Origin of the sequence: Flavobacterium sp. (assembly GCF_049590715.1) — a bacterium.
Classification (GTDB): Bacteria; Bacteroidota; Bacteroidia; order Flavobacteriales; family Flavobacteriaceae; genus Flavobacterium.
In genome coordinates this window covers 1-14,362 of sequence record NZ_JBAWDL010000022.1, presented here as the reverse complement: position 1 = coordinate 14,362, position 14,362 = coordinate 1, and the positions used below count along the sequence as shown (strand labels likewise).

Below are 14,362 nucleotides of genomic sequence, written 5' to 3'. Positions count from 1 at the left end.
ATCTAAGTTTTCATTAAATGCTGTAGGAAGCATTTTTGGTATGAATTTAATTAAAATAGGCAGGAGTAGGCCTCCTCCAGGAAGTAAGAAGATGGTCAACGATGGTATTGTTTTACAAATTTCTAATAATTGCTTTTTGACCTTTTTCTTTTCTTTTTCATCTAAATCTCTTCTAGTTGATGTGGCTAAAAGAATCATTAATTCCTTGCTTTCAGTGATTTCTTTAAAGAGTCGGTTTTTATTTCGAATAATTAAAGTCTCAACATTTTTTGTGGTTTGGTCGTAAAAATGTTTGACTGGATTTGAATAATTGAAATAGGGTATTTCTTTCTTGTAAGTTGTAATAAAATGATCGATATCAGTAATGCTATTGGCTACAAAATCATCAGATACTGAATTTTTTTCAGCAAGTTTGTATAAAAAATAAGCTTCTTCGTTCTCTATCTTTCCATCATTCCATAAGGACATTCCTGCCATGTCGATGATGTAATATTTTTCTAATTTGGTACTAAAAGTATTTAGTTTTAATTCTTCAATATTTTGGATTTGGATATTTGAAAATTTACTATAACGGACAGATGCTTCAAAGAGTTTGATTAATAAATCATCATATTTTGACTTATTACTTTTTGTTTTTAAAGACAACGAGACAACGCCAATAATAGCTTCTTCAATTTTTTTTAAATATTTTTCAGGTATTTCTCCATGCGTTAAATATTGATAAAAAGCCAGTACATCAATAAAAAGCAGTGCATTGGTAACAATATGGGAAAAATTTTTACTTACAATATCTATATTGGTTTGAACCCGACTGTCAATAATTTTTTCAAGATTAAAAGAGGCTGATCCATTAGGGAGTACTTTTTTAAACAAACTAAAGCTTTGTGGGCTCATAGCATTGTAAAAGTCGAGTGCTTTGGTTAAAAAATGTTCTGACGTTTGGTCTTGATGATGCAGTTGATACGTAGCGTGAAGTATGTTTAGTAAGGCTACTTTTGGTATTTCATTTAAAACCCATCCTTTGGTATCAATAGGGGTATCTGTTTCGAAAGAAACAATGTGTCCATAGATAAAACCTGTTTTTCGTATTTTAAGATAAAAAGCATCCAAATCATTTGTTAAAACAGATTTTGATTGTACTTGTTTTAAAAAATATTTGTCTATCCAACCAGATGCCGAAGGGTTAATCATATTTTTATATTAAAGTACAAAGCTAGTTTATTTTATGCTTTTTTTGAAGACTTTAAATTAAATTTTGATTGCCTAGATTTTAGGAGCGATTGGCGACACTGAAAATACTAATTAACCAATAAGTAAGTACTTGAGTCAATTATTAAACATTCATTCATTTCATTTTGTAAAACAAAATAGGTGGTTACAGCTATTTAAGTTGTAACCACCTATTTATTTCAATTATATTGATTATAATTTAAAACCGTAAGCAAGTCTCAATGCAATTTGGTTCGTGTCATATTCTGTATATCCTTCATAACGTACACTTACGTCAATGTATTTTGATGCATAACCAATTCCTGGAGCATATAAATAAGTATGTTGATTAACTCCGTTTGTAACGGCAAAAGCACCACCTAGTTCACCCAATACATAAAATTGATCTTCCCATACAAAAGCTTTGAATCCTGCTTTTACAGGAATGATTCCTAAGTCAGGTCTGTCGTTGCTAATAAATAGATTTGTAAAACCTGTTGTTAAAATTAATGATGTTCTTTTAGATAAATCGTATTGCAATCTTGCATCCGCACCTAATGCGTAGTTGTAAACATCTTCGTTTGTAGGAACTCCAGCATTAATACCAAATCCTAAACGAAATCCTTGATCATAATCTTTTACTTCTGTTCTTTGTGCATTTATAGTGAAGGTTAATAATAATGTAATGACTACGGCAAATGTCGTTTTGATGTTTCTGTTACTTTTCATGATAAAGGTCTTTTTTGTTATTAATTCTTTTTTTATGTTGCTTAAAGTATATTGACAAATGTATTGCCTTTGAGAGAGGTGGTTGTTATAGAATTACTGGTATTTGTTATAGAATTGCTAGATATAGTTGTTATAGCGATATTAATTTTTTAAAAGGGATTCTGTTGAATGAATTTCAAACCATCTCCTTACCTTTGCAAACTCAAAATAAAACACTTCAAAATTGAATTTTAAAACTTATACTAAAGAGTTCTCGTATAATTTTAAATTAGCTTATCCTATTATTCTAGGGATGCTAGGACATACTATAGTGGGGATTATTGATAATGTTATGGTAGGGCGCATTGGTCCAACTGAGTTAGCGGCAGCATCATTAGCCAATAGTTTTGTTTTTGTAGCTATGTCTCTTGGAATTGGTTTTTCGACAGCAATTACTCCTATGGCAGCAGCGGCAGATGGCAGAAAAGATATTGAAGAAGGAAGAACGGTTTTTCATCATGGGCTGTATTTGTGTGCCATTTTAGGATTCATTCTTTTTGGTGTGATTTTGTTATTTAAACCTCTTATTGGTTTGATGGGGCAACCAGAGAATGTAGTTCTTATGGCTAAACCTTTTTTGGATGTTATTGCTTTTTCTTTAGTGCCATTAATTGTTTTTCAAGGGTACAAGCAGTTTGCTGATGGGATGAGTGAAACCAAATATTCCATGTGGGCTACTATAGTGGGTAATATTGTCAATGTTTTTTTGAATTATGTGTTGATCTACGGAATTTGGGTTTTTCCTGAATTGGGTTTTATGGGAGCAGCTATCGGGACACTCGTTTCTCGTTTTGTGATGTTGGGTTATTTGCATTACAAAATGAAACACAATGCTAAATTTCATCCTTTTTTTGAGGGTTTTGCTGTCAGAAAAATAAAGAGAGCGGTTAATCTTGTGATTATAAAATTAGGAGGACCTTCAGCGATGCAAATGTTTTTTGAGGTGGCTTTGTTTACTGGGGCAGTTTGGCTTTCGGGTTGTTTGGGAGTTACAAATCAAGCGGCTAACCAAATTGCATTGAGTTTAGCGTCATTTACTTTTATGTTCGCCATGGGGCTTAGTGTTGCTGCTACTATCAGAGTGGGGAATCAAAAAGGATTGGGAGATTATAAAAAGTTGCGCATGGTCGCTTTGTCTATTTTTTTATTGGCAGTTTTACTCGAAATAGGGTTTGCTGTTTTCTTTGTGTTAGTACATACCGTTTTACCTACGTGGTTTATTGATACTTCAAATACTAGCGACTGGGCTCAAAATGCAGAAGTTTTAAAAATAGCTTCTAATTTATTATTAGTTGCTGCAGTTTTTCAAATATCTGATGGAATTCAAGTGGTGATGTTGGGTGCTCTTAGAGGACTCCAAGATGTAAAAATTCCTATGTATATTACTTTTGTAGCGTATTGGGTAGTGGGGTTTCCAATTTGTATTTGGTTAGGTTTGTATACTCCTCTAAAAGCTATTGGGATATGGATGGGACTTTTGGCTGGTTTGTCAACAGCCGCTTTATTTTTGTATCTTCGCTTCAATATTTTGACTAAAAAATTAATAACTGAAAGCGAATCATAATTCGGTTTTCAAGTATCATAAACACGTTTAAAAAAACACAGAATGGAATTACCAAAATTTTTACTAGGTGACAATACGGATTGTCCAGACGATATTTTTATCATTCACTTGGATTACCCAAGATTCATCATCAATTTGAAAGATGATGAAGTAGAATTCATGGAAGAAGCAGAAGATCTTGACGAATCTGAACTGAACGCAGAAATGGAAGGTTTAATTGAAGCAGCAAATAGTTTCTATGATCGCGAAATGGAACGTTACGAGAAAGAATAGTAGTTGCTATTTTAGGAATAAAAAAAGCACAAGTCTCAAAATATATGAGACTTGTGCTTTTTTTATGGGATAAAACGAATGCTTATTTAGCTAAAAGTTCTGTTATTTTAGCTCTAAGCGCATCTCCTCTTAAGTCCTTTGCAACGATTTTACCTGAAGCATCAAGTATAAAAGTAGCAGGGATAGATTCTACACCGTATTGTTTTGCAATAGGTTCGTCCCAGAATTTCAAATTAGAAACATGCGTCCAAGTTAACTTGTCTTTTGCAATAGCTTCTATCCATTTTGATTTCTCTTTGTCTAAAGATACACCAATGATATTAAGTCCTTTTGAGTGTAAGTCGTTATAAATAGCAACTACATTAGGATTTTCTTGTCTACATGGTCCACACCATGAAGCCCAAAAATCAACGATGGTAACTTTGCCTAAACTTTCTTTAAGCGAAATTACTTTCCCCTCTGGATTAGGAGCGGAGAAATCAGATCTTCAGTTACTTGCTCCTGGAGCAACAGGTGCTTGAGGCATTGCTCCTGCAGCCGCTGGATTTTTCATTTCACCAAGTTTAGTTTTGATTGCTTTTCCTGGTTTTGTGTTTTTTAATGACTCATCAAATTCATTATAGATTGATTCTGCTTTTTTAGTATCAGCACTTGGGTCATTCAACATTCCTTGGATAATTAAGGCGCTGATTAATGCTTTAGGATGTGTTTCAGCATATCCAATGTATTTTGCTTTTGAAGCATTTCCAACTTCTTCTTGGATTTTAGAGAATTCTTGCATCAAAGAGTTGATTACAGCAGTGTCTTTAGTTTGTTGTGCTGTATTCATTGCTTGCATATTTTTTGTTTGGAAATCCATTAGTTTCTTTTGGATAACTTTGATTTCTTCGTTAAATTTAACGTATTCATCATTGTTATATGTTCCTGAAACTTTAGATTTTTGGATACTATCTTTGTCAACTTCAATTGAAATATCTCCGTTTTCAAGGATGAAAGGTACTTTACCTTGAACTCCTTCAATTTGTAAAGTATGGAAAGCTGGTTCTAATGCTTTTCCTTCAAAAACGAATTTTCCGTTTTCAACTTTAACAGTATCAATTGATTTTAATCCCATTCCACTTTCGTCTTGTGTTTCAAGGATAATTGTTTTTCCGTTTTCAAGTCCTTTAATAGTTCCTGAGATTGTGTACTTGTCTTTATTACATGACATTAATAAAATCGACGCAGAAAGTAAAAAAAATATTTTTTTCATTACAGTTAAATTAGTTATTGTGTTAAGCGAACAAAAGTATTATAAAAAAATATAAGTAGATTCATTTTTCGACCTAAATTTTTGTTATAATTCTATATTTTTTATTTGTGTTTTTTTGGTATTAAAGAACTGTTTTTAATGTGGTTATGTCAAGGATAGGTAGGTGATAAAGGTATTGGTAGCTTTCTTTTTTAATTTAGAATGTCATAAAAAGGATAAAAATTAAAGTCTAAATACACTTTCGTCCTTCAAAATTTCTTTAACAGCTTGTTCATAGTTTCGGATGCTTTTTGCTTTTTTTATTTTCTTATGTACTTTGTGTGGATTCGAAAAAATAACTGAAAAGTACTCCCACAGGTGGTGCATTTTTAATAATATATGCGTTGCACCAGATAAAGATTGACTGTATCCTTCATATAAGGTATCATGGAAAGCGGTGAATAATTCGATTTTATTATCAGGATAAAGTTCAGTATCGTTTTTAATCATACTAGGTAAAAAAGGATCTGCAATTAATCCTCGTCCTATCATCCAGTGATCAATCGTAGGGAATAGGGCTTGCATTTCTTTAAATTTGGCTACTGTTGTAATATCTCCGTTATAATACAACTTAAGTTTTGTGGCATTAATACATTCTTGAAAAGCTTCTAGATGTACACCTCCTTTGTATAATTGTTTTCCAATACGCGCATGAATGGCAACATTTTTTATTGGGTATTTTTCAAGAATCGGAAAAACATCTAGGATTTCTTCGGTTGTATCGTAACCCAAACGCATTTTCATCGACACGGTAATATCTGTTTCAGAATGTACTCTGTCAAGAATGGTGTTGATTTTTTCGGTATTACTAATGAGTCCAGATCCCATACCGCATTTGGTTACCATCGGATAAGGACAGCCTAAATTCCAATTGAGTTCTTTGTATCCTAATTCTTGAACATATTTGGATACAAATAAAAATTCCTCCGCATCATTAGTAATTACTTGCGGAATCACTTCTAAAGTATTATTGTTCTCTAATGCTAAATCCCTTTGGTATGAAGATTTTATTTCTAATTTCCCGTTCAATCGGATGTAAGGGGCATAAAAAGTGTCAATACCGCCAAAGATTTTATTTTGGGCGTTTCTAAAACGATAATCGGTAAAACCTTGTAAAGGCGAAGAGAGAAGGGTGTAGCTCATGTTTTTTTATAAAATGCAAAGATAAGCTAGTTTAGATTCATATTGTCTGGTAGACTTAAATTAAACATTTCGTTTTTTTATAAAACAGTTAAGGAGTGGAGAAAATTAAGATTAAAACTCAATATTCTCCACTCCTTATTTTTTGTTCTTTTACACAAAGATAATCCTAAATGATTTTTGATTTTTTACATGTAAAATAGTTACTATACTTTTCCTAAAGTATACAATTGTTCCATTGTAGGGGATAAACTTCCTCCATCAGGTTCAAGTGTAATTCCAAAGGCTTCAGCATCTCCAGTTGGGTCAACAGAAAAGATACGTTGATTGTTTGCTACAAAGTTGTCTAGTAGACCAATACTTGTAGGGGTAAGCGGATTCAGTTTCAAAGACCAAACTTGGTACACCATTCCTTTAGGTGGTTCAGGCAATCCCGAAGCATCAATATATACCTTTTGGGTCTCTTTATTCCAGTACACTTTTGCAAAAGATTCCGGAGCAACCGCTTGTCCTCCTAAGGCCACAACAGTATTGTTAGCATCTCTAATAACTGCTAAAGTGGATTCAATGGCTTTGTTTTCCAACATCAAAGTATTCAACTCTTTCTCTATCTTTGTTTTTTCAGTCTCCACATTGACTACTTGAGTCGAAGAAACGTTAAGTTGGTTGTACATAAAACCTATTCCCATTAGTAATAAAATGGCCGCAGCCCAACCTAGGTATTGAGAAATGTTTCTCGTAGGTTCTAATTCAATTACTTTAGGACTTGGGTTTAGTTCTAATTTCTCTTTTATTCGCTCAAAATTGCCCACAGAATTAAAAGGTGAAAAACTAGATGATAAAGCGATGATTGATTTTTCAATCGCAACAATTTCAGTTAGTATTTCGGGGTCGTTTTTGGCACGATTAGTTATCTCTTCGTTTTCTGCCTCACTGAGTAGGCCATAAACGTAAAGTTCTAAAATTCCGGATGCTATATATTCTTTATTTTCCATTATACTTTCAAATAGGTTCTTAGATCATTTATACAATTCCTATTGTGTGTTTTTACTGTTCCTAAAGGAATGGCCAACTCTTCTGCAGCTTCCTGTTGGGTATAGCCTTTGAAAAACAATAAATCAATTATTTGGATGCACTTAGGCTTTAGCCTTTTGACAAATTCATGTATACCTATAGTATCTACTTTGTTTGTCAGTTTGTTACTGTCATCTAATAGATTTACGAAATTATCGGAAGAAAGGTTTTTTTGACTGTTGTTAAAGTTTTTAGAACGCAATTTATCTATAGACGTGTTTCGAGCTATATTAAGGATCCAAGTATAAAAGCGACCTTTACTTTCATTATAGGAATCAATATTTTTCCAGATCTTAACAAATACCTCTTGGAGCACATCTTCGGCTTCTTCCGTATTTTTTACTAGAACATTGATAACAGCAAACAAGCTCTTGGAATACATATCATATAGATGTGTAAAAGCCTTTGCATCTTTTTTATAAATTAAAACTAATAGTGCTTCTTGGGTCATAATAAGGTCTATTTATCAATTACAAACTTATACAAACTTATTTACAATTGCATTTATTTAACAATTAAATGCTACAATAACATTGTTTTAACCAGCAAAAATATCTTGGGCGTGCCACCATCTAGGAATAAGGGCTATATACATTGCGGTCATTACCCTTTTTCCTAGATGCTGTCGGGCTTTCCGCGCTACTTCGGTAGCTTGCTGCAATCCCTCACGCAAAACACTACTTCAATACAATATAAGGTACAAGTAGTTAAATTTTTTACAACCACTCCTTATAAATGCATTTTATTTCTGCTGAAATATAAATATGTAATTTATTTTATGAAAAATATTCAATATTTAATTAGTTGTAAATCAGTTGTTTGTAATTTGTTTTTATTTTTTTTAACTTTTTTTAAAACCAAAACGAATCCATTCCCGTAACTCCTATTATAACCTTTAAAAATTTACAAAATGAAAAAGACAAAAATTATTTTAGGCCTATCGCTATTAGCGGTTACAGGTTTAACATTAGTAGCAGCGGATCACATTGACGCGCCATCAGTAACAAATAATGCATCTGACATCACGGATTTCTATGCTTTTCAAGGACAAGACACTAATAATTTAGTATTTGCAGTAAACACACAGGGATTGCTAACTCCAGGGACCACAGCTGCAGCAAGTTTTAATGAGAATGTAATGATCGAAGTAAATATTGATAACACTGGAAACAATATTGAAGATTTAGTAATTCAAGCTATTCGTAAGGGAGATAAAATGTATTTCTTTGGACCTTATGCTCCTTCTGCAACAGGAAAAGCAAGTTCTATTAATACCTCTCAAGCTTCAGGAAGTGTTGAAATTTCTAAATACGGTCAAGCGCCTATTATTGCAGACCAAAACGGAATGAAATTTTTTGCTGGACCAAGAGATGATCCCTTTTTCTTTGACTTAGGACAATATCAAGCGGTAATTGGAATGACAGCTACAGGATTCAAACCAACTGGGACAGATACTTTTGCAGGAACCAATGTATTATCAGTGGTAATTGAAGTGCCAAAATCTAAATTAGGTACAGCTGCATCTTTAAACACATGGGTTGAAACTAAGAAAAAACAATAACTAAGAGATTTTAAATTCAAAAAAACAAGAAACTATGAAGACAAATAAATTTTCAATAATAACGCTAGCATTAGTATGTGCTTTGGGAGCTGTAAGTTGTGATAATAATGATGATAATGGAAATGGATCACAAGCTCCAGATTTCTCAGGAACTTATGTGCAACAAGATCAAATGGGTAGACCAGCTATAAACACAGTTTTTGTGGCTTCTGGACAACCTAAGGATGATTTTAATAATACAACTCCTTCAGCAATGGGAGCTATTTATACTCCTGTTATTAAAGCTAAATTAACAGCATTTGGTTATACAAGTAATGCATTAGGACATAATATAGATGTTTTTTCAAGTGTATTAGCAACAGATGTATTGAATGTGTCGACTACTGGAAAAACAACATTCTTTGACGGAACAACTACACCAGCAACAGTTTTAACAGGGAGAGCATTAGGTGATGATGTTATTGATGTTGAGCTTTTATTAATCTTTGGTGGACCTACAGGAGGATCTAATCCTGGACTTACAAAAGATAATGTAAATGCTAATGATAAAGCATTCAGTACTTCATTTCCTTACTTAGCTGCTGCTTGGTAAAATAAGGATCTTATAAAAAAAACAGAGTGCTTGTTATTAATTAAAGTACTCTGTTTTTTTATACAAAAAAAAACAAAACAAAACAAAAAAACAAAACAAAAAAACAAAGCATACAAAACAAAAACAAACAAAAATAGTATGAAAACAAATAACACCTTACTGCTATTATTCTTAGGGATGTTGGCTATTGTTTCATGTGATAATAGCAACAAACAAATTACCAATCCAAAAGAGTACAATCAATACCTGACTATCAAAGAGAATGAATCTGTAGATTTAGCTCATAATGAAATTCAATTTTGGCAAAAAAAATACAACGCCGATACGATTCAAAGATCTTATTTAGGAATTATTGCTTCAAAATACGCCACACTTTTTCAATACACAGGAGATATCAAAGACTTGTATAAAGTGGAAGAACTATTAGAAAAATCAAATAAAGCAAGTAATTATGGGAATGTTGGCGTTTTGCGTTCATTAGCTCGTAATTATATTGCGCAACACCGTTTTAAAGAAGCTTTGGTGTTAGCAGATAAAGCTTTTACCATTGGTGAAGGCCGAAAAGAATCTCAAAAACTACTTTTTGATGTCCAAATGGAATTAGGAAACTATAACGAGGCATCAAAAAATCTAGAAGCTGTCAAGGATATGAACGATTATGATTATCTAATTCGCTTAGCAAAATGGAATGATCACATTGGTGACTTAAATACGGCCATCACTTTTATGGAAAAAGCGAGAGCAATCGCTGAGAAAGAAGATAATAAAACACTCAAAATTTGGTCTTATTCTAATTTAGGTGATTTTTATGGTCATGCGGGTCGTATACAAGATTCCTACGATAGTTATTTAAAAACTTTGGCATTAGATCCTAATTATACTTATGCCTTAAAAGGAATTGCTTGGATTGTTTTTTCTCACGAAAGAAATACAAAAGAAGCCAAAAGAATTATTGAAACGGTTGAAAAATCGCATCATACACCTGATTTTTTATTATTAAAATCAAAAATTGCTGCTTTTGAAGGTAACATGGTTGAAGCGGAACTGGATAAAAAGGCGTACTTCAAAATGTTATCTCAAAATAATTATGGAGCCATGTATAATAAATACAACACTTTAATTTATGCAGATGATAAAACCACGGCTACTAAAGCACTTGAAATTGCTAAAATCGAAGTGAATCATAGACCTACTCCGGACTCTTATGATTTATTAGCTTGGTCGTATTTGAATACGGGTAATGCTAAAAAAGCACTGGAAATAGCACAAAAACAAGTAGCAGGAAAAACTACCGAGCCACATGTACAATATCATTTAGCAGAGATATATAAGGCTAATAATCAATTAGACAAAATCCCTGTGATAAAAGAGGACTTAAAAGGAAGCATTTATGAATTGGGTCCTGAATTTGAAGCAAAAATCAACAAATTATAATAGTATGAAGACGATAGTACTCATCCTGTTATTTTGTACTCCTTTTTTGTTTTATGGTCAAACGCAAAACGGAATTGTGGTAGATGCTTTTGGGAATGCAGTTGAAAATGCATACTTAATCAATCATGCCACCAATGCTCATGCACATACCAATGAGTTGGGACTCTTTAGTCTTGATAAAACACAAATAGGAAGTACAATAGAAATAACTGCTTTAGGATATAAAAAAATAGCGTATAGTGTGCTGTCAAATGAGAGCCGTATTGTTTTGGAAGATGCCGTTTTTAAATTGGATGAAATTATCATTCAACAAAAATTGTCGGCTATGAATGTGATTTCTAAAATTGATTTGCAAACCACACCGGTTAATTCTTCGCAAGAAATTTTACGAAAAGTTCCAGGATTATTCATCGGGCAACATGCAGGAGGAGGAAAAGCAGAGCAAATTTTCCTAAGAGGTTTTGATATTGATCACGGAACTGATTTAGCCGTTTCAGTAGATGGAATGCCCGTGAATATGGTTTCGCATGCACATGGTCAAGGTTATGCTGATTTGCATTTTGTAATTCCTGAAACGGTGGAGAAAATTGATTTTGGTAAAGGAAGTTATTATGCTGATAAAGGTGATTTTGCCACAGCAGGGTATGTTGCTTTTCAAACCAAAGAAAAAATAGATAAAAGCTTAATAAGTCTGGAAGTAGGGCAATTCAATACCCAAAGAATGGTGGGGATCTTTAATCTGTTAGGGAATGAAAAAACACAATCAGCTTATATCGCTACAGAATATATTTTGACTGATGGGCCATTTGATAGCCCACAAAATTTTAACAGAATTAATTTATTAGGTAAATATACGATTCGATTGGATGACAAGAGTAAATTCACCCTTACTGCTTCTCGTTTTTCTAGTAGTTGGGATGCTTCTGGACAAATACCACAGCGTTTGGTAGATGAGGGTGCAATTTCAAGATTTGGTGCTGTTGATAATACAGAGGGAGGAAGCACTTCTCGTACCAATATTAATGCTGCTTTGATAAAATCAATTGATGAAAATACGTTTGTAAAAGCCAATGTTTTTTATTCCAAATATGATTTTGAATTGTTTTCAAATTTCACTTTTTTCTTAGAGGATCCTATCAATGGAGATCAGATTAAACAAAAAGAAAATCGTTCTCTTTATGGATTGAATTCAGAGTTGAATAAAAAAATGAAGTACAACGACTGGGACATCCTTTTGCAAGTAGGTGTAGGTTTTAGAGCTGATGCTACTAAGGATACGGAACTTTCGCATACTTTAGGGAGAACAACGGTTTTAAACCAAATAAAATTAGGTGATATCAATGAGGTCAATGGTTTTAATTATTGGAATGCCGAATTCAAATTGGGCAAATGGTTGATTAATCCAGCGGTAAGATTCGATTATTTTAAATTCAGTTACCAAGATAAATTAGCAACCACCTATAAAACACAATCAGAAAACGAAGTGAAAGTGTCACCAAAATTAAATTTCATTTATTCACATAATAACGATTTGCAGTTCTTCTTAAAAACAGGAATGGGATTTCACTCCAATGATACACGTGTTGTGGTTGAAAATAATGGGAAAGAAATTTTACCAACATCCATTGGGGCTGATGTAGGAACCATTTGGAAACCAATTCCAAAATTATTAATCAATGCTGCTTTGTGGAATTTATACTTGCAACAGGAATTTGTATATGTGGGTGATGCTGGTGTAATTGAACCAAGCGGAAGAACCAAACGTATGGGAGTGGACTTTGGAGTGCGTTACCAACTAAGTGATTATTTGTTTTTTGATACTGATTTGACGTATACGTATGCCAGAAGCATTGACGAACCAACCGGACAAAATTACATTCCGCTAGCACCTGATTTTACAACAACCGGAGGATTAAGTTTTCAAAAATGGAATGGTTTTTCAGGAGGAATCCATTACAGACATCTAAAAAGTCGTCCTGCTAATGAAGATAATTCCATTGTTGCCAAAGGATATGGAATCGTGGATTGCAATATTAATTATGAATACAAGAAAATAACTTTTGGAATTTCAGTTGAAAATATTTTGAATACACAATGGAACGAAACCCAATTTGCAACCGAAACGCGTTTGAAAAACGAACCTAATAGTGTGGAAGAAATTCATTTTACACCAGGTACTCCTTTTTATTTGAAAGGAAAAGTGAGCTACCGATTTTAAAATTGTTTTTGTTTGTTTTGTAAGGAGCCTAGCGTTATTTGTTTGTCGCTAGGCTCTTTTATGTTTAAAATTATTTAAGAAGCAATTGCATAAAAGCAGTATCCAGCCAGCGGTCAAATTTAAACGCCGATTCTTTGATAATTCCCGCAGTCGTAAAACCAAATTTCTCATGAAAACGAATGCTTCCTTGGTTTTCAGTATCAATTACACCAATCATGGTATGGATTCCCTGTGCTTTTGCTAACCGAATTAATTCGGTTAAAAGTAGTTTTCCAATTCCTTTTCCATTGATCAAATGATTCACATAAACGGAATGTTCTACCGTAAATTGATTGGCTTCTCTAAAACGAAATTCAGCATACATCCCAAAACCAACTAATTGACCTTCACTTTCGGCAATGATAACAGGAAACCCTTTTTTGATTTTATCTTCTAACAGTGTTTGTTGTTGCTCTAAAGTTCGTGTGTTGTAATCATACAAAGCCGTTGAATGTAAAATAGTATGGTTGATGATTTCTAAAATCGCTGGAGTATCTGTACTTTGATAAGGTCTAAGAATGATATTCATAATTGGGTATTTTTTTTAAACATATAAGGCATATAAGTTTAAAAGCTTTGTGATTAAAAGTTTTACCACAAAGATACACTAAGATAGCACTAAGGCTCACAAAGATTTATTTTTAAAACATATAAATCATATAAGTTTTACCACAGAGAGAGGCTAAGATCCATGAAAATCCTTTTTTTAAAACATACAAGAAATTGAAGAGCATATAAGTAAACTAAAAGCTTTTACAAAGATGCACTAAGAAAATACAAAGATCACAAAGTTATTTTAGTTTTCGCTTTCTAGTTAAGAACAAGATAAAATAGTAATCTAATGTCAGTTTGAGCCTGTTCGAAGGCCCATCTTCAAAATCATTTCGACAAGCTCAATGTGACAACTGCTAAACCTTATGATTCATATAACTTATGTGTTTTTATATTTCTTAAATGGTTTAAACCTTTTTCGGTTTTTAAAATAAAAAAACTTAGATGACTTATATGTTTTAAAAAATATATCCAACGCTTACCTGTTCTTAAATTTCTTAAAGGGTTTGAACATTTTTCAGCTTCTAAATAAAACAAAACTTATATGACTTATATGTTTTAAATAACCTTTCCAACTTTGTATCTTTGTTTCATTCAAACAAAAGCAATGATTTACCCCAAAATACCTTTAGCGCAAAGCATTATTG

The 14,362-nt window shown here is 32.8% G+C and carries 13 protein-coding genes and 1 pseudogene; 6 read left to right on the top strand and 8 right to left on the bottom strand.

Features of this window, described 5'->3' with window-relative positions; translation table 11 throughout:
- Both WBQ70_RS01245 and WBQ70_RS01240 read right to left on the bottom strand, forming a co-directional pair.
- Positions 1–1,191 (bottom strand): LETM1-related biofilm-associated protein (locus WBQ70_RS01245; protein ID WP_423909445.1); only part of this gene is annotated, 1,191 nt, incomplete at its 3' end.
- Between the two features lie 231 nt (positions 1,192–1,422).
- Positions 1,423–1,938 (bottom strand): hypothetical protein, encoded by a 516-nt coding sequence (locus WBQ70_RS01240; RefSeq protein WP_423909443.1) that lies wholly within the window; start codon positions 1,936–1,938, stop codon positions 1,423–1,425.
- Between the two features lie 223 nt (positions 1,939–2,161).
- Here WBQ70_RS01240 and WBQ70_RS01235 point away from each other — a divergent pair, with 223 nt between their 5' ends.
- Complete coding sequence (locus WBQ70_RS01235) at positions 2,162–3,541, top strand: MATE family efflux transporter (protein WP_423909440.1); 1,380 nt, start codon at positions 2,162–2,164, stop codon at positions 3,539–3,541.
- Between the two features lie 42 nt (positions 3,542–3,583).
- A complete protein-coding gene (locus tag WBQ70_RS01230) occupies positions 3,584–3,814 on the top strand; it encodes a hypothetical protein (RefSeq protein ID WP_423909437.1) in 231 nt (76 codons plus the stop codon).
- A gap of 82 nt (positions 3,815–3,896) precedes the next feature.
- On the opposite strand, the pseudogene WBQ70_RS01225 reads toward WBQ70_RS01230, so the two are convergent.
- The 5 genes and pseudogenes from WBQ70_RS01225 to WBQ70_RS01205 all read right to left on the bottom strand — a co-directional run.
- A pseudogene (locus WBQ70_RS01225) lies at positions 3,897–4,283 on the bottom strand (TlpA family protein disulfide reductase); the annotation flags it as partial.
- Between the two features lie 18 nt (positions 4,284–4,301).
- The gene (locus WBQ70_RS01220; RefSeq protein ID WP_423909434.1) at positions 4,302–5,066 is read right to left on the bottom strand and encodes a DUF4369 domain-containing protein; all 765 of its coding nucleotides are present in this window, start codon (positions 5,064–5,066) and stop codon (positions 4,302–4,304) included.
- 222 nt (positions 5,067–5,288) lie between these two features.
- Entirely contained in the window at positions 5,289–6,248 is a 960-nt protein-coding gene (locus tag WBQ70_RS01215; RefSeq protein WP_423909431.1) for a tRNA dihydrouridine synthase, read from the bottom strand.
- A gap of 203 nt (positions 6,249–6,451) precedes the next feature.
- Entirely contained in the window at positions 6,452–7,240 is a 789-nt protein-coding gene (locus WBQ70_RS01210) for an anti-sigma factor (protein ID WP_423909428.1), read from the bottom strand.
- Positions 7,240–7,770, bottom strand: a complete 531-nt coding sequence (locus WBQ70_RS01205) for an RNA polymerase sigma factor (RefSeq protein ID WP_423909426.1) — start codon at positions 7,768–7,770, stop codon at positions 7,240–7,242. The genes WBQ70_RS01210 and WBQ70_RS01205 overlap by 1 nt, the downstream gene beginning before the upstream one ends.
- A 459-nt stretch (positions 7,771–8,229) precedes the next feature.
- Between WBQ70_RS01205 and WBQ70_RS01200 the strand changes: the two genes are divergently transcribed.
- The 4 genes from WBQ70_RS01200 to WBQ70_RS01185 all read left to right on the top strand — a co-directional run bounded on the left by WBQ70_RS01200 (position 8,230) and on the right by WBQ70_RS01185 (position 13,124).
- Positions 8,230–8,880, top strand: a complete 651-nt coding sequence (locus WBQ70_RS01200; RefSeq protein WP_423909423.1) for a DUF4331 family protein — start codon at positions 8,230–8,232, stop codon at positions 8,878–8,880.
- 34 nt (positions 8,881–8,914) lie between these two features.
- The gene (locus WBQ70_RS01195) at positions 8,915–9,472 is read left to right on the top strand and encodes a DUF4331 family protein (protein ID WP_423909421.1); all 558 of its coding nucleotides are present in this window, start codon (positions 8,915–8,917) and stop codon (positions 9,470–9,472) included.
- Between the two features lie 138 nt (positions 9,473–9,610).
- Positions 9,611–10,906 carry a tetratricopeptide repeat protein gene (locus tag WBQ70_RS01190; protein WP_423909418.1) on the top strand — a complete coding sequence of 432 codons (1,296 nt, stop codon included), beginning with the start codon at positions 9,611–9,613 and terminating at the stop codon, positions 10,904–10,906.
- 4 nt (positions 10,907–10,910) lie between these two features.
- Complete coding sequence (locus WBQ70_RS01185) at positions 10,911–13,124, top strand: TonB-dependent receptor (RefSeq protein ID WP_423909415.1); 2,214 nt, start codon at positions 10,911–10,913, stop codon at positions 13,122–13,124.
- Positions 13,125–13,194: 70 nt separating this feature from the next.
- Here the strand turns inward: WBQ70_RS01185 and WBQ70_RS01180 are convergent, their stop codons facing one another.
- Positions 13,195–13,692: an N-acetyltransferase family protein gene (locus WBQ70_RS01180; RefSeq protein ID WP_423909412.1), complete on the bottom strand. Its 498-nt coding sequence runs from the start codon at positions 13,690–13,692 to the stop codon at positions 13,195–13,197.
- Between the last annotated feature and the right edge of the window lie 670 nt (positions 13,693–14,362).